At 76.1% G+C, this 22,879-nt stretch carries 17 protein-coding genes and 1 riboswitch; of the genes, 5 read left to right on the forward strand and 12 right to left on the reverse strand.

Annotated features, from left to right (window positions below; translation table 11 throughout):
• Positions 1-172 precede the first annotated feature (172 nt).
• Positions 173-772: a DUF4232 domain-containing protein gene (locus AB0I60_RS03700; protein ID WP_360725642.1), complete on the forward strand. Its 600-nt coding sequence runs from the start codon at positions 173-175 to the stop codon at positions 770-772.
• Positions 773-779: 7 nt separating this feature from the next.
• On the opposite strand, the gene AB0I60_RS03705 is transcribed toward AB0I60_RS03700, so the two are convergent.
• From AB0I60_RS03705 to AB0I60_RS03715, 3 genes are all read right to left on the reverse strand, one after another.
• Complete coding sequence (locus AB0I60_RS03705; protein WP_360725643.1) at positions 780-1,835, reverse strand: hypothetical protein; 1,056 nt, start codon at positions 1,833-1,835, stop codon at positions 780-782.
• A 94-nt stretch (positions 1,836-1,929) separates the two neighbouring features.
• Positions 1,930-5,346 (reverse strand): CHAT domain-containing protein, encoded by a 3,417-nt coding sequence (locus AB0I60_RS03710; RefSeq protein WP_360725644.1) that lies wholly within the window; start codon positions 5,344-5,346, stop codon positions 1,930-1,932.
• 18 nt (positions 5,347-5,364) lie between these two features.
• Entirely contained in the window at positions 5,365-5,625 is a 261-nt protein-coding gene (locus AB0I60_RS03715) for a hypothetical protein (RefSeq protein ID WP_360725645.1), read from the reverse strand.
• 314 nt (positions 5,626-5,939) lie between these two features.
• Positions 5,940-6,021: riboswitch (ZMP/ZTP riboswitch) on the forward strand.
• 29 nt (positions 6,022-6,050) lie between these two features.
• On the opposite strand from AB0I60_RS03715, the gene AB0I60_RS03720 reads away from it, so the two are divergent.
• Positions 6,051-6,890: a tetrahydrofolate dehydrogenase/cyclohydrolase catalytic domain-containing protein gene (locus AB0I60_RS03720; protein WP_360725646.1), complete on the forward strand. Its 840-nt coding sequence runs from the start codon at positions 6,051-6,053 to the stop codon at positions 6,888-6,890.
• A 139-nt stretch (positions 6,891-7,029) separates the two neighbouring features.
• Here AB0I60_RS03720 and AB0I60_RS03725 read toward each other — a convergent pair whose 3' ends face one another.
• Complete coding sequence (locus AB0I60_RS03725; protein WP_360725647.1) at positions 7,030-8,622, reverse strand: TlrC/CarA/OleB/SrmB family ABC-F type ribosomal protection protein; 1,593 nt, start codon at positions 8,620-8,622, stop codon at positions 7,030-7,032.
• A gap of 263 nt (positions 8,623-8,885) precedes the next feature.
• Between AB0I60_RS03725 and AB0I60_RS03730 the strand changes: the two genes are divergently transcribed.
• Both AB0I60_RS03730 and AB0I60_RS03735 read left to right on the forward strand, forming a co-directional pair.
• The gene (locus tag AB0I60_RS03730; RefSeq protein WP_360725648.1) at positions 8,886-9,272 is read left to right on the forward strand and encodes a hypothetical protein; all 387 of its coding nucleotides are present in this window, start codon (positions 8,886-8,888) and stop codon (positions 9,270-9,272) included.
• Positions 9,273-9,698: 426 nt separating this feature from the next.
• Complete coding sequence (locus AB0I60_RS03735) at positions 9,699-10,511, forward strand: transglycosylase SLT domain-containing protein (protein ID WP_360725649.1); 813 nt, start codon at positions 9,699-9,701, stop codon at positions 10,509-10,511.
• 149 nt (positions 10,512-10,660) lie between these two features.
• On the opposite strand, the gene AB0I60_RS03740 is transcribed toward AB0I60_RS03735, so the two are convergent.
• From AB0I60_RS03740 to AB0I60_RS03760, 5 genes are all read right to left on the reverse strand, one after another.
• The gene (locus AB0I60_RS03740) at positions 10,661-10,891 is read right to left on the reverse strand and encodes a hypothetical protein (RefSeq protein WP_360725650.1); all 231 of its coding nucleotides are present in this window, start codon (positions 10,889-10,891) and stop codon (positions 10,661-10,663) included.
• A gap of 349 nt (positions 10,892-11,240) precedes the next feature.
• Complete coding sequence (locus AB0I60_RS03745; protein WP_360725651.1) at positions 11,241-14,129, reverse strand: BTAD domain-containing putative transcriptional regulator; 2,889 nt, start codon at positions 14,127-14,129, stop codon at positions 11,241-11,243.
• A gap of 435 nt (positions 14,130-14,564) precedes the next feature.
• Positions 14,565-15,278, reverse strand: a complete 714-nt coding sequence (locus tag AB0I60_RS03750) for a DJ-1/PfpI family protein (protein ID WP_360725652.1) — start codon at positions 15,276-15,278, stop codon at positions 14,565-14,567.
• 277 nt (positions 15,279-15,555) lie between these two features.
• Positions 15,556-16,230, reverse strand: a complete 675-nt coding sequence (locus AB0I60_RS03755) for a response regulator (RefSeq protein ID WP_360725653.1) — start codon at positions 16,228-16,230, stop codon at positions 15,556-15,558.
• Positions 16,227-18,788: a sensor histidine kinase KdpD gene (locus AB0I60_RS03760; RefSeq protein ID WP_360725654.1), complete on the reverse strand. Its 2,562-nt coding sequence runs from the start codon at positions 18,786-18,788 to the stop codon at positions 16,227-16,229. The genes AB0I60_RS03755 and AB0I60_RS03760 overlap by 4 nt, the downstream gene beginning before the upstream one ends.
• Positions 18,789-19,001: 213 nt before the next feature.
• Between AB0I60_RS03760 and AB0I60_RS03765 the strand changes: the two genes are divergently transcribed.
• Entirely contained in the window at positions 19,002-19,985 is a 984-nt protein-coding gene (locus AB0I60_RS03765; protein ID WP_360725655.1) for a hypothetical protein, read from the forward strand.
• 40 nt (positions 19,986-20,025) lie between these two features.
• Here AB0I60_RS03765 and AB0I60_RS03770 read toward each other — a convergent pair whose 3' ends face one another.
• From AB0I60_RS03770 to AB0I60_RS03780, 3 genes are all read right to left on the reverse strand, one after another.
• Positions 20,026-20,700, reverse strand: a complete 675-nt coding sequence (locus tag AB0I60_RS03770; RefSeq protein WP_360725656.1) for a GNAT family N-acetyltransferase — start codon at positions 20,698-20,700, stop codon at positions 20,026-20,028.
• A 483-nt stretch (positions 20,701-21,183) separates the two neighbouring features.
• A complete protein-coding gene (locus AB0I60_RS03775; protein ID WP_360725657.1) occupies positions 21,184-22,428 on the reverse strand; it encodes a DUF6596 domain-containing protein in 1,245 nt (414 codons plus the stop codon).
• Positions 22,425-22,796, reverse strand: coding sequence for a YciI family protein (locus AB0I60_RS03780; protein ID WP_360725658.1), 372 nt, complete (start codon positions 22,794-22,796; stop codon positions 22,425-22,427). Before AB0I60_RS03780 ends, AB0I60_RS03775 begins: the two co-directional genes overlap by 4 nt.
• Positions 22,797-22,879 lie beyond the last annotated feature (83 nt).

A 22,879-nucleotide genomic window follows, 5' to 3' on the forward strand; every position in this document is an offset into this window, starting at 1 on the left:
GCGCCGGCGACGTGATCGGCGCACCGCGCCGGCGACGTGGGCCGGTGACGCGCGGCGACCGGCGCGGCGGCGGTTCGCGGTGCAGGGCCGCCGTGCCGCTGCGGACCCGGGCCCGGGGCTCGACGTCCGGAGGTCGCGCGGGGCCCGGTCGCGGCCGTGGCATAGTCGTCGGGTGATCGGCCGACTGGTTCTCCCCGCCCTCCTGCTGGTCGTGACGGCGTGCAGCGCGCTGCCACTCCCTCCCGCGCCCACGTCGAGCCCGGCGGCGCCCCCGTGCCCCGAAGCCGGCGTGGAGATCACCGCGCTCAGCGGCGAGGCGGCGATGGGCCTGCGGGTGCTGACCCTGGAGATGCGCAACTGCGGCTCGGGCACCCAGCGGTTCCGGGGCTACCCGGACGTCCGGCTGCTGGACGAGGACGGGCAGCCGCTGGACGTGCGGGTCGAGCACGGCTCGGCGTCGATCTCGCCGATCGCGTCGTTCGAGGTGCCGGCGGCGGAGTTCGCGCTGGGGCCGGGCGACCGGGCGACGGCGGGCATCGTGTGGCGCAACACCTACGACGACACGACGAACCCGCCGCAGGTCGGCGCGGAGATCGACATCGCCCCGCTGGCCGGGCTCCCCCGCCAGGTGTTCACCCCGCGCCTGGACCCCGACGGCGGCACCCCGTCGCCGAACTCGCCCGCGACCACGATCGACCTCGGCAGCACCGGGCGGATCGGCCTGAGCCCGTGGAGCGCGGCCGAGGGGCCGGGCGACCGCCCCCGCCCCTGAGGCCGGCTCAGGCCGGCGCGACCGACCAGTCCCCCCGGCCGCTGACCTGGACCAGCGCGGGGCCCTCCAGGTCGATCACGCCGGCGAAGTCGCCGATCTCGTTCACCCGCAGGTCCGGCGACTGGTAGTCGCGGTCCAGCTCCACCACCCACACCACGAAGTTGCCCCGGCCCGTGAAGGACGCCTGCGCCGTCCGGGTCGGCCGGGTGACCAGGAACACCGCGTCGTCGGTTCCGGTGGCCACGCCGTCGACGGTCGGCACCAGGTCCATCCCGCCGACGGTCATCGTCCACGACCCGGTCACCTCGACGGTCAGCCTGGTGACCGGCGGGCCGGTGACGTCCAGCCAGCGCGTGCCGACGAACGGCCCCACCCGGTTGACCACCAGCGAGTCCGCCCCGTCCGAGCGGACCAGGGTGTGCCCGGAGCACGCCGGGCACTCGAACCGGACGGCGGCGAAACCCGGCGGCCGGTCGAGGGTGATCACGGCGTCGCCGGTCCCGGTGTACACCGACGGCGGCACGGTCGGCGGGGCGGGCACGGTCGTGCGCGGAACCCGCGAGGGGGTCGGCGGCGTGTACGGCGTCGGGTACGTCGGCGCAGCGGTGCGCGCGGCCTGCGTGGGCCCCTTGCGGGAGAACAGGTCGACGTGCGTGGCCGGGTTGCTCTGCACCACCGCCACGCCCACCGCCAGCAGCACCCAGGCCATCCCGACCACCGGCCACAGCCACCCGGGCGCCTGGCGGGAAGTCGGCGGCACGTGGACCCGGATCGGCTCGGGCGGCGGCGAGGCCGGCCATGTCTGGAACGGGGGCGCTGCGAACGGCGGCACCTGGGCTACCTGCGGCGGCACCGGAACGGCCACCGGCTCCGCGGCCACCGGCTCCGCGGCCACCGGTCCTGCGGCCACCGGTCCTGCGGCCACCGGTCCTGCGGCCACCGGCTCTGCGGCCGGAGGCTCGCCCGCAGGCGTCCCGGCGATCAGCGGTCGGTCCTGCCCGTGCTCCGGCTGCTCCTGGTCCGGCTGCCCCTGGTCCGGCGAGGGTGTGGATGGCTGCGTCACGATCGTCCCCAGAACTTCACCCCGGCACCCTACGAAAGGCCGCGTCGAACTCCCCAACCGATTCGGGGCTTTGCGGTGCCGCGCGAGACCGGGATCACGGGCCGCTGTGCACGAGGGTCGCCCACACGTCCGGGCGGTCCGGGAACTCGGCGCGCAGGCGTCGGGAGACCTCGCGGACGGCGTGCGCGGCGGTGTCGGCGGACGGGCTGTCGGGCAGCAGGTCGTAGAACGCCGTCGCGGCGCGGGCCGCCAGGGCGTCGTTGAGCGGCCACAGGCTGGCCACCACGTGCCGGAAGCCCGCCAGGTGGAACGCGGCGGCCAGGTTGAGCGGCTCGTCCGCGTGCCGGCCGCGCGCGGCGGTCGAGCACGCCGACAGGTAGGCCAGCTCGGCGTGCTCCGGGTGCAGCCGGCCGATCGCCTCGACCGGGAGTGCGCCGTCGGCCAGGTGCAGCACCGCCCGGGAGCTGGTGCCGGGGTCGGCGCCGGCGTGGCACGCGAAGTGCGCCCACGTGCACTCGCCCAGCGCCGCCAGCACCTGCCGGGTGGTCGGGTCCACCAGCAGCGGGTCGTCGGGGTGCCGGGCGTGCAGCGCCGCCGCCTCCGCCACCGTGCCGGGCAGCCGGGGCAGGCCGGCGGTGTGCTCGACGGCGACCGTGAGCTGCCGGCGCGTGGTGGGGCGGGGCCTGCGGCGGGCGTGCGGGAGGGTGCGGGCGGTCGGCAGGTAGGAGGACACGAGCCGGTCCAGGGCGTCGCCCGCCGCGTGGAAGGGCAGGTCGCCCAGCGGTCCGAGCGGCAGCCACCACACCCGCCCGCCGCCCACCACGTCGGCCACCGGGGAGACGGCGGCGAACCACAGCCAGTCCAGCAGCGCGGTGATCACCCGGCGGGCCGCGAGCACGCCGCTCGGCCGGGTCGCGGGCACCGCGTCGTGCAGCGCCGCCCGGTGCTCCGCCAGGCCGGCGGCCAGCAGCGGCAGCTCCACGTGCACCAGGCCGTCCCGGGTGGCGACCACCGCGTCCGCCCGGCCGGCGGCGGCGTTGAGCAGCACGACCGGGCCGTCCGCCGCGACCTCGGGCAGCGGCGCGGGCCGCAGGAACCCGGCCAGGCCGGGCACCGCGCGGGCCCCGGCGACGATCCGGTCGTGCTCGGCCCACAGGTGCGCGCGGTTGGTCGGGCCGACGGTGTCCAGCGCGGCGCCGGTCAGGTCGGCGAGCATCGGCTCGGTGAGCCGCCGGTGCACCTCGGCCAGCCGCCGCGCCGCGCGCGGGTCGACCCGCTCCAGCGCGGAGAGGTCGGCGCGGGTGTCCAGCTCGGCGCCGAGGACGATCGCGCGGCCCTGCTCGGCGACCTCGACCGCTCCCGCCGGGTCGCCGGCGGCCAGGTGGGCGGCCACCGCGTCGCCGGGCAGCTCCCGGTGCGCGACCAGGGCCTGCTCCTGCTCCGACCAGCCGCTGTCGCGCCACACCACCGCGCGCAGCAGGCCGACCGCGTGCCGCAGCACCCGCGCGGCGTCCTCCGGGCGGCCCAGGTCGAGGGCGAGCGCGCCGACCTCGTGGCCGGCCTCGGCGCGCAGCGCGGGCAGGTCGTCGTCCAGCGCCAGGCAGGCGGCGATCAGCGGTCCGGGGTCCGGCACCTCGTCGGGGGCCACGCGCCGCAGCCGGCGGCACGCGGCGGCGAGCGCGGTGAGCCGGGCGACCCGGACGCGCGGGTCGGGGTCGTGCGCCATCGCCCCGGTCGCGGCGGCCACCGCGCGGCGGGCGTCGGCCGGGTCGCCCAGAGCGTCGAACCGGTGTGTGCGCGCGCGGGCCAGCGCGACCAGGGAGGCGGCGGACGGCGGCGCGGCCTCGGCCTGGGCGACGATCCGGTCCAGGTCCTCGGCCCGGCCGTGCCGGGCGTGGCGCAGGCGCAGCACGCCGGGCGCGTCCGGGTCGAGCTCGGCAGCCCGGTCGAGGTGGGCGTCCACCCCGGTCGCCTCGAACGCGGCCAGGTGGGCGCGGACCAGCCGGGCGGTGACCAGCGGGTCGCCGCCGGCCAGGCCGGCCGCCCGTTCGTGCAGCGCGAGCGCGGTCGCCAGGTCGTCCGCCGCGCTCGACTCGGCGAACCGCAACCGGTAGACCTCGGCGAGCGCGCTCACGTCGGCGGCGTCGGTGGCGTCGGTGACCTGGTCGGCGAGGTCGGCGGCACGCCGGATGTCACCGGCCGCGCCCACCGCCTCGAACCGGCGGCGGTAGGTGTCGGCCAGCCGGATCAGGACGAGGTCGCGCACCGGGTCGTCGGCGTTGGCCGCGAGCGGCGTCTCGTCCAGGGCGAACGCCACGCCGTTGATCCCGAGCGCCAGCTCGCCGACGTCGATCAGCGCGTCGAGGGCCGCAGTGCCGGCACCCGCCGCGCCGGGGTCGGTCCGCTCCTGGTGGGCCAGCCAGAGCCGGCGCAGGCGTCCGCCCCGGCTGTGCGGCGGCAGGGCCGGGTCGACCAGGGGCAGCGACGCGGCGAACGCGGGCAGCGCGGCGTGCGCCGGGTCGTCCCGGCCGGCGTCGGCGGCCAGCTCCAGGTCGGCGACGTCACCGGTCAGGTCGAAGCGGGCCAGCGCCGCGTGCGCCACCCCCTCGGCCGACCCGATCCCGGTGAACAGCGCGAGCGCCCGGTCCAGGTCGGTGCGGGAGGAGCCGAACCGGAACCGGGCCAGGTAGGTGCGGGCGAGCTGCTCGGCGACCGCCGGCCGGTGGTCGGGTGGCTCGTAGCCGGCGGCGAACCCGTCCAGCACGCGGTCGAACGGGTGCCGGAACCGCCGCAGCCGCAGCCGCCCCCGGACCCGGACCCGCCGCACGGGTGCCGCCAGGGCCAGCTCACCGGTCTCGACGGCCTCCCGGATGTCGCCGATGCCGCCCGCGCCGACCCGCAGGCCGAGGCCGACCGCGACCGCGCCGGTGAACCAGGCCCGGTCGGGGTGGCGGCGCGGCAGCGCGTCCAGGCACGCGCGGGCGCGGTCGAGCAGCTCGTCCACGGCGCGCAGGTCGCCGCTGAGCCGGTGGACGCGCAGGTTGAGCAGGACCAGCACGCTCGCGTGGCGGGCGTGGTCGCGGTGCGAGGTGAGCCGGACCAGGTCTTCCAGCAGCAGGAGCGCCATCCGCGTGGTGAGCGGGTGGTCCTCCACCTCGGCGAACGCGAGGGCCGCGCCGAACTGGCTGTCGGGGTGGGCCTCCGGGCCGGGCAGCAGGCGGCGCAGCAGCGGCGGCCGGGGCAGGTCGGGCAGGGCGGCCCAGTGCCAGGCCACGGCGTGCGCGAGGTCGGTGATCCCGTGACCATGCTCGAACCGCAGGTGGAACAGCGTGGCGAGCAGCCGCCGCACCGCGTCGGACCCGTCCTCGCCGAGCCCGTCCTCTTCGGCGCTCTCCAGCAGCGCCCAGGTCTCGGCCTCGGCGTCGCCGGCGAACAGCGCGGACGGGTCGCCGGTCCGCTGGAACGCCTCGACCCGCTCCGCGAGCGCGGCGGCGGGTGGGGGTAATCGCACGGGTCCGACCCTAGAGGGTCAGTAACGCCCTCGGGGCTCGTAGTCGTCCACGTCGTCGTACTCCGGGCGGCTGTTCTTCGGCGGGCGGTTGGACCACGAGTCGAACAGCACCACCAGCGCCGCGACCACGACGAGGATCACCGCGACCACGGCCAGGCCGCCCCAGACCATCAGGCCCGCCAACAGCAGCATCGGCACGACGGCGAACAGGCAGAACGGGTCGACCCGCCCGAAAGCCGGTCGGCGCTGCCCCGTGGATCGACCGTACTGCCCCGCCATCAGACCGCCTGTCGCTCGTCACTCGTGTCCGAATCGCCGGACTTCCGGGACCCGGTGCCCCGAACAGCATAATTCCCGCCTCCTGAGGTGTACGGCGGGTCACGGGCACGCCCCCGACGGGGCGCGATCCGGCGATCCGCCGCACGTGACGGGCGGCGCGTCCCGCCGCCCGGTGCGCCGCGCGTGACGGCCGGCGCGCGGTGTCCGGCCCGGTCGCCGCACCCGCCCCGCCCGGTTGTGACCTTGGTCTCGACACGCGACCGACCCGGGGCGGGGTCGCGCCCGGGGTCCGGCACCCGGCGCGCGGGCTGGACTCGGCGGCGCACGACTGGCGTCGGGTGGGCCAACCACCGGGGAGTGCACAGCGAGTCGGCATCGCACGCCTGGGTGCCCCTCATTCGTTCCACCGGATGAGGAGTACCGCCATGCCGGCCACCGTGCTCGACGGCACCGCCGTGTCCCGTTCCCTGCTCGACGCCACCGCCGCGCGCGCCGCCGCGTTCGCCTCGGTCGCGGGCCGCCCGCCCACCCTGGCCACCGTGCTGGTCGGCGACGACCCGGCGTCCCGGACGTACGTGAAGATGAAGCGCTCCCGGTGCGCCAAGGTCGGCATCGGCTCGCGGGCCGTGGAGCTGCCCGCCTCGAGCACCACCGGGCAGCTCGTCGCGGAGGTCTCCGCGCTGTCCGCCGACCCGGCCGTGGACGGCATCCTCCTGCAACACCCGGTGCCCGCGCACGTCGACGAGCGGGCCGCGTTCGAGGCGATCGCGCCCGGCAAGGACGTGGACGGCGTCACCGTGCACAGCTTCGCCGCGATGGCGTTCGGCGAGCCCGGCTTCCGCTCGTGCACGCCCGGCGGCATCCTGCGGCTGCTGGACGCCTACGACATCCCGCTGGCCGGGCGGCGCGCGGTCGTCGTCGGCCGCAGCCCGATCCTGGGCAAGCCGGTCGGGATGCTGCTGCCGGCCCGCGACGCGACCGTCACCTACTGCCACTCCCGCACGGCGGACCTCGCCGGGGCGGTGCGGGAGGCGGACGTGGTGGTGGCCGCCGTGGGCAAGCCGGAACTCGTGCGCGGCGAGTGGATCAAGCCCGGGGCGGTGGTCGTGGACGCCGGCTACAACGCGGGCAACGTCGGGGACGTCGAGTACCCGGCCGCCGCCGAGCGCGCCGGGCACATCACACCCGTGCCCGGCGGCGTCGGCCCGATGACCATCGCGCTGCTGCTGGAGCAGACCGTGCGGGCGGCCGAGGCCGGCCGCTGACGCCGCAGGTCGGAGGCGTTCCGGAATGGATGTGAACCGGATGCACCTCCGCTGCGAACGTCTGGTGGCAGGCGGGGACCGGAGCGGAACCGGTCCCCGCCTTCCCTGCCGCCCCGGAGCACCGGGGCGGGCGCCCGGGTCACGCGGCGACCACCCCGTCGGCCAGCGCCAACCGGGTGCCCTCGAAGCGGGCCCTGGTCCGGCGGTCGTGGGTCACCACGACCAGCGCGCCGGTGTAGGACTCCAGGGCGTGCTCCAGGTCCTCCACCAGGGCCGGCGACAGGTGGTTCGTCGGCTCGTCGAGCAGCAGCAGGTCGACCGGCTCGGTGACCAGGCGGGCCAGCTCCACCCGGCGGCGCTGCCCGTAGGACAGCTCGCCGAGCCGCAGGCCCAGGTCGCGCGGCGCGAACAGGCCCAGGGCCAGCAACCCGTCCACGTGCTCGTCCGGGTGGCCCCGGCCGTGCGCGAACGCCTCCGCCACGGTCAGCTCCGACCGGTCCGAGACGTCCTCCTGCCGCAGGTGGCCGACCCGCGCCGGGGTGCTCACCCGGCCCTGGTCGGGCGCGAGCTCACCCGCCAGCACCCGCACGAGCGTGGTCTTGCCCGCGCCGTTCGGACCGGTGACCAGCAGCCGTTCGCCGGGCCGGACGGTCAGCTCCGGCACGTGCAGCCGGTCGGCCACCCGGACGTCGTGCAGCTCGGCCACCCACTCCGGCTCGGACGCGGCGATGCGCGCGGTGAACCGCAGCGGGTCCGGTGGCGGCGCGACGGGGCGCTCGGTGAGGCGGGCCACCCGCTCCTTGGCGTTGCGGACGCGGCTCATCGCGCCGTGCCCGCGCCCGCGCGCCCGGAACGGTCCGGCCGCGAACACCGCGAGCGGCAGCTTGCGCGGGATCGCGCCCAGGTCGGCCGCCGCCGACTCGGCGAGCCGGCGGTGCCGGGCCAGGTCGACCTTCCACTCCTCGTGCTCGCGCAGCCGGCGGGCCCGGTCGGCGGCCTTGGCGGCCAGGTAGCCGTCGTAGCCGTCGCCGTGCCGGGACACGGTTGCCTCGTCCACCTCCAGGACCGTGTCCGTGACGTTCTCCAGGAACACGCGGTCGTGCGTGATGGCGACGACGGTGCCCCGGTGCCCGGCGAGGTGCCGCTCCAGCCACGCCACGGCCTCGTCGTCCAGGTCGTTGGTCGGCTCGTCGAGCAGCAGCAGCTCCGGCGAGGACGCCAGCGTCGCGGCCAGCGCCAGCCGGGACCGCTCGCCGCCGGAGAGCGTGCCCAGCCGGCGGTCGCGGTCCAGGCCCGGCAGACCCAGGCCGTGCAGGGCGACCTCCACCCGGATGTCGGCCTGGTACCCGCCGCGCGCCTCGAACCGCTCGACCAGCCCGGCGTAGTGGGCGGGGTCGGGCAGCCCGGCGGCCTCCTCCCGGCGCAGCGCGGCCTCCAGTTCGCGCAGGTCGGCCAGGGCGAGGTCGACCGCGTCGGCCACGGTCGCGGTCGGCGGCAGGTCGAGGGTCTGCGGCAGGTACCCGGTGCCGCCGGGCGCGCTGACGGTCAGCTCGCCGTGGTCCGGGGCCAGCCGGCCCGCGATCAGCGCGAGCAGGGTCGACTTGCCCGAGCCGTTGTCGCCGATGACCCCGACCCGCTCACCCGGTTTGACGGTCAGCGTGACGCGGTCCAGGACCACGTGGTCGTCGTAGCTCTTGGTGACGTCGTGCAGTGACAGTTGCGCGGTGCGCAAGGCAGGCTCCTGTTCTCGGCCGACAGCGGACCGAGTCGATCGGGGGTGCGGGACGGGAGAAGTCGCGTCGCGGAGCGGTGCTCAACGCGGACGCGCGTCCGATCACAGGAAGTAAAAGATGCCCATATCGCCGATCATTGTAATTCGATCGGGCGATGATCCACAAGAGTGGCCGGCCCCACACCCGGGTCGGGCGACGAGGAGGGCACGAGGCTGCTCGCCGGGGTGCTGCTGGCCGTGTCCGGGGCGCTCGGGTGCGCCGCGTGGGCGTCGGCCCGTCTGCGACGGTCTACTTCCTGCAGGACGACGAGGGCCGGGACCGGGACTACGACGCGGACAAGGTGGTGCAGTCGGTGTCGGTCGCGGTGGCCGCCGGGCCGTCCCGGGCGTTCGCGGTGGTGCTGGAACCGGCCGGCGGGGTGCGGTCGGGGGCGGGGTTCGAGGCGCGGGCGCTGCACCGCGACCCGGGCGAGGAGGTGCGGGTGCCCGCCGGGCCGGTCGTGTCGGGCGACGCGCAGCGGTTCGTGTTCCGGGTGACCACCGGGCCGCAGACCGACGGGCGGCCGGCGAGCCGGTGGGCGCGGTGGAGGTGGTGCTGTCGACCCGGTACCTCGCCGTGCCCCGGTTCGACTTCGCGCAACGGCCGCTGACGGTGTCGGCGGCGGGCTCGCCGCGACCGCGCGGGTGGCGGTCGTCGGGTCGGAGGGCGGCGCGCTGCGGCCGGTCGCCGACTTCGCGGACCCCGCCGCGAGGCCCGGGACCAGCGACTGGTGTTCTTCTCCGGCCTCGCGGTGGGGTTGGCCTCGGCGGCGCTGCCGGCCGGCGTCCGAACGGCGCAGCCACCGGTACGACCCCGCCGTGTAACTTTGCGTAGCACCGCTGTCAACAAACGTGACTAAAGTCACCCCTAATGGGCGATCCCTTGCCCCTGCAAGTCACCAGCGGTTACGTTCCCGGCCGCAGATAACGGTTCGATCACCGGAGAGACACGGGCTCGTTTTCCCCCGGACGCGCCCGGCCTGGATCCCCCGCCAGGTTGTCGGTGATCGGGCTCCCCGACGCAGGAGGCCCCTCCCTTGGCTCGCCACAGGAAGCCCAGCGGGCAGCAGCCGACCGTGCTCACGGTCAGCGCCCAGGCTCCCGGCCACGTCGGCGCGCACCGCGCCGAACCCGACCGGACGCTGCCCAAGCGACTGTCCGCGTTCGCCGTCGCGTTCGGCGTCGTGACGGGAGCGGGCGCGGCGGCGCACGCGGTCACCAGCGGCACGCTCAGCCCCCTCGCGGGCGGTGCCGAGTTCGGCGGCGTGCCGGACCAGAACATCCGCACCGGCAAGGTCGACACCGTCCACTCGATCGACCTCGGCTCGGAGACCGCCCGGATGATCCGCCACGAGCAGCTCACCGCGCTCCAGGCGTTCAACCAGGCCAGCGGCGTCGCCCAGGACGGCTACGCGGTGCGCCAGAAGGCCGCCGAGGAGAAGGCCGCCAAGGACGCGAAGGACGCCGAGGAGGCGCGCAAGCCGCCCAAGCAGCGCCAGGTCGAGGGCTGGATCCGCGAGGCCATCGCCATCCTGGCCGCCAACGGCACCCCGATCGACGAGAACAGCGTGGACGAGATCTGGACGATCGTCCAGAAGGAGTCCAACGGCAACCCCAACGCGGTGAACACCTGGGACAGCAACGCCGCCCGGGGCACCCCGTCCAAGGGCCTCATGCAGTGCATCGACCCCACGTTCCAGGTCTACAAGCTGCCCGGCCACGACGACATCTACAACCCGGTGGACAACATCATCGCCGGCGTCCGCTACACCTACGCCCGCTACGGCGGCTTCGGCAACCACCCCGGCCTGGTGGGCATCAACAACGGCACCGGCTACCGGGGCTACTGAGCCCCGACCGGCGGCCCCGCGCCCGTCGACCGGTGACGTGCCCCGGCTCCGGCAGGTGGTGCGGCCTCGTGCAGGCGAAGCACGACGGCCCTGGTCGGTCCGCGCGGACCGACCAGGGCCGTCGTGCGCCGGCGGTGGTGCCGGCCCGGTCAAGCGACGGCGGAGCCGACCGGACCGGCGGACAGGTGGCGGGCGCAGTTCGGGCAGATCGGCCACTCGCGCCACAGGTGGCGCGTGCGCTCCGGCACGGGCAGGCACAGCGCCCGGCAGACCGCGCGGTAGCGGTCGCCGACGTGGGCCGAGTGGTGGGCCGGCTCACCGGCCGGCACCAGGTGGCGTTGCTCGGCGAAGACGCCCGGCAGCAGACGACCCGTTGTCACGATTCCTCCCGGTGGTCGTCGGGGAGGCCGATGGGACGCGCGGGACGGGTCCCCGCCCCGCGCGGTCGACAGGTGGTGCGCGAGGCGGTCCTCCCCCCTGAGCCCCCCCGAACCCCGGCGGACCGCCTCGATACGCAGTGTGTCCGAGCGATCGTGCAAAGCGCTTGCACAACGCTGCAATCCGCAGCTCAGAGGCACTTTCCGGGAGAGTTCCCGACGTGGGCGGTCGACCTCACCCCACGGTGGCGACCCGGCCCGGCGGCCCATTGTGCGGCAATCCCGGGCGCTCCGTCGCCCTGACGGGAAAACCCGCGCCGGGCGACACCGGGCGGTCGTGGACCGGGGCGGGTCAGTTCAGTGCGGCCAGCCTGGTGCGGAGGTCGTCCGCGCCCGGCACGTCCATCGTCTCGTGCAGGGCCAGCGCGCGTTCCCAGTGCTCCCGGGCGGCGGCCGGTTCGGCCTGGCCGAGGCCGGCCAGGGCCTGGGCCTGCTGGCACCGGTCGCCGGTGTCGCGCGCGACGGCCAGCGCGCGGCGGTAGCGGTCGGCGGACTCGGCCGGGTGCCCCAGGCGCAGGTGCGCCTCGCCCAGGGCCAGCAGGGCCTCCGCCTCGCCCGTGCGGAAGCCGTCGCGGCGCGCGGCGGCCAGGCCCAGGTCCAGGTGCTCCAGCGCCTCGTCGCACTCCCCCAGCCGCAGGTGCACCACGCCGATCCGGGTCAGCGAGTGGCCCTCGTCCAGCCGGTGGCCGTTGCGGCGGGCCATGGCCAGCGCCCGGCGGTGGTCGTCGAGCGCCTCCTCGTGCCGGCCCATGCCGTTCTGCGTCGCGCCCAGCTCGCACAGCGCGACGCCCTCGCCGACCCGGTGGCCGACCGTCCGGGCCAGCGCCAGCGCCTCGCCCAGGTACCGCAGCGCGCGCTCGTACTGGCCCAGCCGCCGGTAGGCCGACCCGATGTTGGTCAGCGCGTCCACCTCGCCCACCCGGTTGCCCAGCTCGCGGACGATCGCCAGCGCCTCCCGGTTCGCCGTGACGGCCGCCGCCGGCCGCCCGGACAGGCCGTGCAGCACGCCCAGCTCGCGCAGGGTGTCCGCGACCCGGTCCCGGTCGCCGAGGTCGGTGAAGATCGCCTTCGCCCGCTCCTGGCAGCCGCGTGCCTGGTCGTGGTGGCCCAGCCGGTGGTGGTCCGCGCCCAGCCGCTGCCAGACCCGGGCCTCCTCGGCCCGGTCGTGCGCCGAGGCCAGCGCCCACGTGTCCAGGGTGAGCGCGTCGGCCACCAGGCTGCGCAGGTGCAGGTAGCGGTGCAGGACGGGGGCGATCGCGCGCGGCTGGGTCGCGGCCAGCAGGTTGGCCCGCTCGGTGTCCAGCCACGCCAGCGCGCGGTCGTACTCGGCCGGGTCCTGCTCGTGCGGCGCGAGGCTGCGCGTCGCCTCCTCGGCGGCCCGGGTGTAGTGCTCGGCCAGCCGGCGCGCGGCGGCGTGCCGGTCCGCCTCGGCCTCGTTGCGGTGGGCCGCGTCGCGGGCGAAGTCGCGCACCAGGTCGTGGAACCGGTAGCGGCCCGCGCGGGGCTGGCCCACCAGGTGCACGTCGACCAGGCTCTCCAGCAGGCTCTCGGCGGTGTCGGCGTCGCGCTCGGCCAGCGCGGCGGCGGCCTCCGCGTCGAAGTCCGGGCCGGGGTGCAGGCCCAGCAGCCGGAACAGCCGGCGCTGCTCGGCGGTGAGGTTCTCGTAGGACAGGGTGAACGCGGCGGTGACCGCGTCCAGCGGCTCCCGGCGCAGCCGCCCGGTGAGGTGGGCGACGGTCCACGCCGGCCGGGTGCCCAGCCGGGCGGCGGCCAGCCGGATCGCCAGCGGCAGGCGCCCGCACAGGTCCACCGCCTCGGCCACCGACTCCGGCTCGTCCACGACCCGCCCGTCGTCCACGATCCGGGCGAACAGCCGCACCGCGTGGTCCTCGGGCAGCACGTCCAGCGACAGCGTCCGGGAGGCCGCCAGGTCCACCAGCCGGCGCCGGCTGGTGACCAGGGTCAGCGACCGGCCGGTGCCCGGCAGCAGCGGCCGGACCTGCGCGGCGTCCACCGCGTCGTCCAGCACGACCAGCGCGGCCCGGTCGGCGAGTTCCGCGCGCCACAGGGCGGCGCGGGCGTCCAGGCCGGCCGGGATGCGCTCGCCGGGCACGCCCAGCGAGCGCAGCAGGGTGTCCAGCGCGGCGAGCGGCTCGACCGGCCGGTGGCCGGCGACGTGCCCGCGCAGGTCGACGTAGAGCTGCCCGTCCGGGTGGCGGCCGGCGAGCCGGTGCGCCGCGTGCACGGCCAGCGCCGACTTGCCGACGCCGGGCGGCCCGTCGACCGCCCACACCGCCGCCGCGCCGGGGTTGGCGGCCCGCCGGTCGGTGGCCAGCAGCCGGGCCAGCTCGGTGTCGCGGCCGGTGAAGTCGGCGACGTCGCGGGGCAGCGTGTTGCGCCCTCGCGGCCTGGCCGCCGGGGCGGCCAGGCCGGCGTCGCCGCGCAGGATGCGCTCGTGCATCGCCCGCAGGTCGTCGCCCGGGTCCACGCCCAGCTCGTCGGCCAGCCGGCGGCGGGTGTCCTGGAAGACCTCCAGCGCGGCGGCGCGGCTGCCCGCCCGGTAGAGCGCGAGCATGAGCAGCGCGCCCAGCCGCTCCTCCAGCGGGTTCGCCGCCACCAGGCGGGTCAGGTCGGCGATGCCCTCCGACGTGCGGCCGAGGTCGAGGCTGATCCGGGCGTGCAGCTCCAGCGCGCTGAGGTGCCGCTCGCGCAGCCGGCGGCGCTCGGCCTCCAGCAGCGGGCCGCCCAGCCCGCTGAACGGGTCGCCGCGCCACAGCGCCAGGGCCGCGTCGACGTGCTCCGCGCCGGCCCGCACGTCGTCGTCCCGGTAGCGGGCGTGCGCCGCGTCCAAGTGCCGGTCGAACACCACCACGTCGAGGTCGGACGGGTCGCCCTGGAGCAGGTAGCCGCCCTCGGTGAAGACCAGCGGACCCGGCGCCTGCGGCACCCGCAGCACTCGGCGCAGCCGGCTGATGTAGGTCTGCACGGCGTTGCGGGCGTCACGCGGGCCGCGCTCGCCCCACACGCCGTCGACGATCCGGCTCAGCGGCACCGGCCGGTTCAGTTCAAGCAGCATCACGCCGAGCACGGCCTGCTGCTTCGCCCAGCCGAGCTCGATCTTCCGGTCCGCGCGCCACGCCGTGAGCGGGCCCAGCGCGGCGTAGCGGATCCCTGACAACACGCGCAGCCTCCCCGCACCGAGCCGCCCGGTCCAAGCCGAACAGCGTAGTCGCCCCTACTCCGGCAGGTCCAGTGCGACACGGTCCTGACCAGGCGCTAAAGCGGTGTGACAGTGCCACGCAGGTCTGCTCGCGCACCATTTCACCGTTCGTTGACGTGCTGCGCGCGCCAACCCGGACCGGAACTCGACTGGACGCCCACAGGGGGGAGCCGCCCAGCCGGACCCCGGTCCACGTCCGCCGTCGCCTCGGCGGTCGTCCGGTCGCGCCGCCGGTCGGCGAACCCGGAGGCGGTCGCCGTGGCTGTGCCGGCGCTGGCCACGGCCGACCCTCCGGTCATTCTGACCACCCCGTCAGGGGCGTGTCACCCGTTCCCGACGAATGAGGCCGCCCCCGCCGGCCGGTCGGTCCGCCGACCACCCGGCACCCGCCGGCGGCTACCGCCAGACGGTCCCCCGGCGCTCGTACTCCAGGACCACCTCCACCCGCTGGGCGAACTTCGCGCCCAGGAAGCGCTCCAGCAGCCACAGCGAGACGTCCAGCCCGGACGTGATCCCGCCGCCGGTGACCAGGGTGCCGTCGTCCACCACCCGCGCGTCCACGACGGTCGCGCCCTGCGCCCGGAGGTCCGCCTTCGCCCCGGAGTGCGTGGTCGCCGGCCGGCCCCGGGTCAGGCCCGCCGCCGACAGCACCATCACGCCGGTGCAGATGCCCACCGGCAGCGCCGACACCCCGGCCAGCCGGCGCAGGAAGCCCCGGTCGGCGATCAGCCGGCGCACGCCGGGCCCGTGCAGGTCGGTGTACCCGCCGCCGGGCACCACCAGCACGTCGGCGTCGTGCGGCGACCAGCCCGCCGCCACGTCGAGCCGCGTGCCGTAGGTGCAGGTGACGGTCGCCGGGCGGTCGGGCGTGACCAGGGTCGTGCGCACCGCGCCGCCCATCTTGGCGGCCAAGCCGAGCACTTCGACGGGCGCGGCGAAGTCCTGCTCCTCCACCCCGTCGTACACCAGCACCTGGACCCGCAACGGCTTCTCGGCGGTGGCGGGCTGCGCGTGGGCCGCACCGGCCGACGCCCCGCCGACCGACAGCGCACCGACCGACAGCCCGCCGGCGGACAGGGCCGAAGCGCGGATGAACGTGCGACGTTCCATGGAAGTCCTCCCGGGGTTCGCTGACGAACCGGTCGGACCGCCGCACGTCCCGGTTCCCGCCCACCGGAAGGGTGAACACCGGGGCATCGGGGAACCGAACGGGCCGCGCGGCCGACCACCTGGGCGGTCGGGTGCGTTCCCTTGACGCCACCCGAGTGCCCACGCCGGGCCGGTCCGCCGCTCCGACACGGCCACCGGCCCGGCGTCGTCCTCCGGCCCTGCCGAACGCCGAGGTCGACGTCCCCGCACCGCTCGCCGGGGGCCGGGCTGAGCGGCACTACCGCTGGAACCGGTAGCCCAGGCCGGGTTCGGTGATCAGGTGGCGCGGGTGGGACGGTTCGGGTTCCAGCTTCCGGCGCAGCTGGGCCAGGTAGACGCGCAGGTAGTGGGTCTGGCTGTAGTAGCCCGCCCCCCACACCCGGTCCAGCAGGTCGCGCACGCTCACCGGCGCGCCGCCCGCCCGGACCAGCACCTCCAGCAGCGCCCACTCGGTGCGGGTCAGGTGGACGTCCTCGCCGTCGCGCCGGATGCGCTTGGCGGTCAGGTCGACGGTGAACGACGCGGCCATCACGGGCGGTTCGCCGTCGAACCTCGGGCCGGTCCGGCGGACCGCCGCCCGCAGCCGCGCGAGCAGCTCGTCCATCCCGAACGGCTTGGTCACGTAGTCGTCCGCGCCCGCGTCCAGCGCCGCGATCTTGGCGCGGGCGTCGGTGCGGGCGGAGAGCACCACGATCGGCGTGGTGACCCGGTCGCGCAGGGCCGCGATCACCGCGACGCCGCCGAGGTCCGGCAGGCCGAGGTCGAGCAGGATCACGTCCGGGTGCTCCTCGACCGAGGCGATCGCCGACGCGCCGTCCGGGGCGGTCAGCACCCGGTACCCGTGCGCGGTCAGGGTGATCCGCAGCACGCGGACGACCTGCGGGTCGTCGTCCACGACTAAGACGGTGGTCATGCGGCTGCCACCTCCGCGACCGGCAGGGAGATGACGACGGTGAGCCCGCCGCCGGGCGTGTCCTCGGCGGCGATGTCGCCGCCCATCGCGTCCACGAAACCCTTGGCCACGTTCAACCCCAGGCCGACGCCGGGGGTGGCGTCGCGGTCGCCGAGCCGCTGGAACGGCGCGAACACGGCGTCGGCGGTGTTCTTCGGCAGCCCCCGCCCGTGGTCGACCACGCGCAGCTCCACCCGGTCGCCGTAGGCGCTGGCGCGCACCGCGACCTCCGGCTCGTCGGCGGTGATCGCGCCGTCGCCGTCCACGTCCACCAGCCGGCGCGGGGTCAGCCGCCCGTGCCGCAGGGCGTTGTCGATCACGTTGGCCACCACCCGTTCCAGCAGGCCGACGTCGGCGAGCACCTCGGGCAGCTGCTCCCCCACGTCCACCGACACCACCCGCCGGTCGTCGATGCCGGCCAGCGCCCGCGCGACCACCTCGTCGAACGTGACCGCGCGCAGCAACGGCCGCACCGCGCCGGTCGCCAGCCGCGACGAGTCGAGCAGGTTGTCCACCAGGCCGGTGAGCCGGTCGGCGGACACCTCGACGGTCTCCAGCAGCTCCTCGCGGTCCTCTCCGGACAGTGGCAGGGTGTCGTCGCGCAGGCTGCCGACGGCGGCTTTGATGGAGGTCAACGGGGTCCGCAGGTCGTGCCCGACCGCCGAGAGCAGCGCGGTGCGCAGCTCGGTGGTCGCCGCGCGGCGCTGCGCCTCGGCCGTCTCGGCGGCCATCCGCTGCTGGCGCAACGCCATCAGCGCCTGCCCGGCGGCGGCCTCCAGCGCCCGCTGGTCGCCTGCGGGCAGCGCCCGGCCGCGCAGCGCCAGGTGCACGTCGGCGGTCACCGGCACGTCCGCGTCGGCCTCGTCGGGTTCGTCGCACGGCCTGGGCCCGACGCAGGCCACCCGCGTCCACTCGCCGCCGCGCCGCTCCAGCAGCGCCACCGACTCCAGCCCGAAGTTCTCGCGCACCTTCTCCAGCAGCCGCGCCAGCGGGTGCGGGCCGGACAGCACGGTCCGCGCGTAGGAGGCGAGCAGCGCCGCCTCGGTGCGCGCCCGCGCGCCCTGCTCGGCCAGCCGCGCCGCCCGGTCCACGACCAGCGCGACCAGCACCGCGACGGTGAGCATGGCGACCAGCGTGACCAGGTTCTCCGGTGTGGCCACGGCCAGGCTGTAGTAGGGCGGGGTGAAGAAGTAGTTGAGCAGCCCCGCGCCGAGCAGCGCCGCGCCGACCGCCGGGCCCAGCCCGCCCACCAGCGCCACCGCGACCGTGACCAGGAAGAAGGCGACCAGGTCGGTGGAGAAGGTCACGGCGTCGCGGGACAGCGCGCCGAGCGCGGTCACCGCGAGCGGCAGCAGCACCGCGAGCGCCCAACCCAGCAGCACCCGGCCCCGGGTCAGCGGGCTGCGGCCGACGCTCCAGCGCGGGCTGCGGCGGGCCTCGTCGTGGGTGACCATGTGCACGTCGATCGGCCCGGACGCCTGGATCACCGCCGCGCCGATGCCCTCGTCGAACACCCGCGCCAGCCGGGACCGGCGGGACGTGCCCAGCACGAGCTGCGTCGCGTTGACCCCGCGCGCGAACTCCAGCAGCGCGGTGGGCACGTCGTCGCCCACCACGGTGTGGAAGGTCGCGCCCACGTCCTCGGCGATCTTCCGCAGCTTGCCGACCACCTGCGGCGACGGGCCGGTCAGCCCGTCGCCGCGCAGCACGTGCACGACGACCAGGTCCGCGCCCGCCCGCACCGCGATCCGCCGGGCACGGCGGATCAGCGCCTCGCTCTCGTTGCCGCCGGAGATCGCGACGACGACCCGTTCCCGGGTCTCCCAGGTGTCGGTGATGCGCTGCTCGGTCCGGTAGCGCTGCAACGCCACGTCGACCTGGTCGGCCACCCACAGCAGCGCCAGCTCGCGCAGCGCGGTCAGGTTGCCGGGCCGGAAGTAGTTGCCCAGCGCGGCGTCGATCTTGTGGGCGGCGTAGACGTTGCCGTGCGCGAGCCGGCGGCGCAGCGCCTCGGGCGTGATGTCGACCAGCTCGACCTGCTCGGCGCGGCGCACCACCTCGTCCGGCACGGTCTCGCGCTGCTGCACGCCGGTGATCCGGTGCACCACGTCGTTGAGCGATTCGAGGTGCTGGACGTTGACCGTGGACAGCACGTCGATGCCCGCGTCGAGCAGCTCCTCGACGTCCTCCCAGCGCTTGGCGCGGCGCGAGCCGGGCACGTTGGTGTGCGCCAGCTCGTCGACCACGGCGACCTCGGGGGCACGGGCCAGCAGCGCGTCCACGTCCAGCTCGCCGAACTCGACGCCCCGGTGTGCGACCGCGCGGCGCGGCACCTGCTCCAGGCCGTCGAGCAGCCGGGCGGTCTTCTCCCGGCCGTGCGCCTCGACCAGGCCGACCACCACGTCCGTGCCGCGTTCCCGCCGGCGGTGCGCCTCGCCGAGCATGGCGAAGGTCTTGCCGACACCGGGCGCCGAGCCGAGGTAGATCCGCAGCTCGCCGCGTTTGCGCTTCCCGTCCACCCGGACAGTGTGCTCGCCGGGCAGCCGCACCTCAGCGTGACCATCGAGACGCGCTAGGAACGCGTAAACGCCCGCATCCGGTGCTCGCGCCGCGCGTCGCGGGCGGGTGCGGCGGCCCCGGGCCGCGCCACCGCGAAACCGACTGCTCACCGGCGGTGCCGTGATTCGCCGAAATGGGGGTGGGGAAAGGGACCGGCCCATACGATCGGGCCGATGAGGGATCTTTCACGCGCGGTTCGGGTCGCGGCGGTGGTCGCGGTGCTGGCGGTGCTCGCCGGGTGCGGGACGACGTCCGGGACACCGGTCGGCACCACGGTCACCGCGCGGCCGGACGTCGGCGGCCTGGTCGGCGCGCTGGGCCGGGTGCGGGCCACCGCGCAGTCGACCCTCCTGGTCGAGTACGGCGACGTCGAGGCCGTGCGCGGGCTGGTCTCGTCGGACAAGCAGCGCTTCCGGAACCTGGAGGGTTACGGCTACTCCGACCTCGCGCCCCGGTCCGCGCTGCTGGGTGACGCGGTCGGGTTCGACCCGCGCACCGCGACCGGGGCGATCCGGGTCGGGAAGCCGCCGTCGTGGGCCGGGGTGCTGTGGCTGCCGGTCGATCTCCCCCTGGTGAACAGCAAGTTCGACCGCATCGGGGCCAAGCGGGCCGACGAGAACGGCGCGACCACGTGGATCACCGCAGGGGACGACGTGGCCGACCTCAAGGGCCCGTTCGGCGAGATGGGGATCATCACGGGGTTCAACAAGGTCCGGGTGTCGGCCGACTCGGTCGCCTACGGGCCGTCCAGCGCGACGCTGGCCTGGGTGGTCGAGCCGGGCACGTCGACGCTGGCGGGCGACAAGGCGGTGCGCGACCTGGCCTCGTGCCTGGGCGACGCCGTGGCGGCGCTGCTCACCACCGGCCCGACGCCGGTCGCGGCCGGGGTCCGGGTCGTCGGGGACCAGGTGGACGAGGTGGTGTGCGTGCCGGCGGGCAAGCCGGCCGAGCTGCGCGACCGCGTGCAGGCCAGGCTGGACGACGTGGCACCCGGGCGCGGCCCGGTGTGGGCGACGGTGCTGCGCGACGCGCGGGCCGAGATCCCGGACGACCACCCCGGCATGGTCCGCGTGGTGGTGCCCGCCGGCCCCGGCACGACGGCCGGCCGGGTGTTCCAGGCGTTCCAGCGCAACGACCTGCCCGCCCTGTTCGGCTGAGACCCGGCCTGCTGCTCCCGTCAGCCGGTGCCGGGTTCCGTCAGTCGGTGTTGGTGGCGATCACCACGGACGCGCGGGCGGTCCACCCCAGCGAGGTGTAGAGCCGCTCGCCGTCCGGGCTGGCCAGCAGGATGCCGGTGCGCGCACCCCGGTCCGCCGCCCCGGCCGCCAGCGCACCCATGACCACCCCGCCCAGCCCGCGCCGGCGGTGGTCGGGACTCGTCTCGATCCGGTCCGGCACCGCGTCGACCCCGACCACGGCGGCCACCCCGCTCGCGGCCAGGTGACCGGACTCGTGCCGCACCTCGACCGCGAGCACCGGCCCGGCGACGGCGGTCGCCACCCGGTACGGACCGGCCACGGCGCGCGCCGGGTGGTCCGCCAGGTCGCGGGTCATCAGCCACTCGCGGGACCCCTTCACCCCCAGCCCGGCGGCGCGGAGTTCGGCCGCGACCTCGTCGGGCCGCGTGGTGGGGACGGTCAGCCAGCTCGCCTCGCCGCACCCGGCGACCTCAACGGCCAGCGCGCCGACCGTGCCGGGCTCGTCGTCCGCGCACAGCGCCACGACCTCGTGCCACCGTCCCGGCAGGCCCAGCCGGAAGCGCAGCCCACCACCGGCCTCGCGCGGCGGCGCCCAGCCCCGGCACGCACTCCACCCGCGCTCCCAGCGCCGGACGAGGTCGGCGGTGCTCACGTCGGACGCGCGGCCGGTCATCGGCGAGTCCCCCAGGGTCGGTTCACCCGAGTGTAGGTCGTTCGCTGGGTCGAACGGCCTGGCCGACGGGGCGGCGCAAGGCGGAGCGGCAGAGCGGCGGAGCGGAACGGCAGAGCGGCGCGAGGCGGAGTGGCAGACCAGCAGCCGCGAAGCGGCGCAAGGCGAAGCGGCGGCGGAGCAGCAGCGAGGCGGCGGCTTGAGGGCGGCGGCGCGGCGGGCGGGGAGCGGGTTTTCAAGCGGCGCTCGCCGCGCGGCAGGCCGCCGGGGGAGGGCGTCGCTTCCTCCCGTATGGCCTGGTCGAAGACGACCACAGGCGTCAAGGGGATCGGGCTGCCGTTGTGGGTGCGTTGGCGGGCGATCCCCTTGACACCTGCGGTTCCCTGCGGGCAGGCCATACGGGAGGAAGCGCAGCTGGGGGTGTGGGTGGAGCCCTGCTCGGGAGGGGTCCGGTGGGTGGGTGCTGTGCGGTGGGTTGGGTGGGGGTCAGGTCTGGCCCTCGGCTTTGCCCAGCAGGTAGGTCCGCTCCACCTCGTTGCGGGTCAACGCCGCCGCGTCGCGGTACAGAGCCGCCGCCGACGTGCGTTCGCCCGTCGCGTCGAGCAGGTGGGCGCGGATCGCCGGGACCCGTTGCCGGGTGAGCGGGTCGTCCGCCAGGCCGTGCCGCCGGTCGAGGTCGGCCAGCAGGGCCAGGCCGCGCTCCGGCCCGTACGCCCGCGCCACCGCCACGACCCGGCTCAACCGCACCGGGTTGGTCGGGGCGAGCTGTTCCAGCCACAGGTACAGGGTCGCTATCTGCGGCCAGTCGGTCTCCTCCGGCGTGGCCGCCGCCGCGTGCACGGCCGCGACGGCGGCCTGGAGCCGGTACGGGCCGACGTCGCGGCGGCCCCACACCGAGTCGATCAGCGCGGTGCCCTCGTCGATCAGCTCGCGGTCCCACCGGGTCCGGTCCTGCTCCTCCAGGGGCACCAGGCCGTCCGCGCCGACGCGGCCGGGGCGGCGGGCCTCGGTGAGCAGTTCCAGTGCCAGCAAGCCGGTCACCTCGGGGTCGTCGGGCAGCAGGTCGTGCAGGGTCCGGGTGAGCCGGATCGCCTCGCGGGTCAGGTCGACGCGGACCAGCTCGGTGCCGGCCGACGCGGTGTAGCCCTCGTTGAACACCAGGTAGAGCACCTGCGCCACGGCCGCCGTCCGGCCGGCCCGGTCGGCGTCGGTCGGCGGGGTGAAGCGGGCGCCGGCACCGGCCAGTTGCCGCTTGGCGCGGCTGATCCGGGTCGCCATGGTCGTTTCGGTGGTGCCGAACGCGTGCGCGATCTCGGCGGTGGTCAACCCGCCGACGGCCCGCAGCGTCAGCGCGACCTGCGAGGTGGTGCTCAGCACGGGGTGGCAGCACAGCATCAGCAGGGTGAGGCTGTCGTCGGTGTCCGGCGGCGGGTCGGCCAGGCGGGACGGTTCGGCCATCGCCAGTTCGGCGACCCCCGCCTCCCACTCGCGCCGCTGCCGGGCCTGGTCGGAGCGCAGCAGGTCGACCATCCGCCGGTAGCCGATCCGGATCAGCCACGAGCGCGGGTTCTCCGGCACGCCGTCGACCGCCCACGCGCGGTTGGCCGCGACCAGCGCCTCCTGCACCGCGTCCTCGGCGACGTCGAACCGGCCGAACCGGCGGACGAGCGCGCCGAGCACCTGGGGCGCTTCGGAGCGCAGCAGGTCCTCCACCGCGCGGTCCCCGGTCACGCCGTGAAGTCCGCGCCCATGATCGGCCGGATCTCGATCGGCTCGCCCAGCACCTCGACCATCCGCGAGACGATCTCGACCGCGCGCTCGTGACCGGACACGTCGATCACCGCGAAGCTCGCCAGGACCTCCTTCAGCTCCGCGAACGGCCCGTCGGTCGCCACCACGCCGTGCCCGGTCCGGCGCACCGTGGTGCTCACCGCCGGGTGCCCGAGCCCCTCGCTGGAGACGAACTCGCCGGTGGCCACCAGTTCGCGCTCGAACTCCTGGTACGCGGCGAAGGCGGCCAGCGCGTCCTCCGACGCGGTGCCGGCGGTCGCTTCGTCCCAGGCGGTGGCCGGGGTGTAGCCCAGCAGCAGGTACTTCATCACGTGCTCGCTTCCTCGATCCCGTCCCGGACAGTACGCGGGATCGGCCCGTCCGCCGGGTCACGACCCCGGCGGGGGTGCAC

The sequence above is a fragment of the Actinosynnema sp. NPDC050436 genome, from assembly GCF_040655415.1.
GTDB lineage: Bacteria > Actinomycetota > Actinomycetes > Mycobacteriales > Pseudonocardiaceae > Actinosynnema.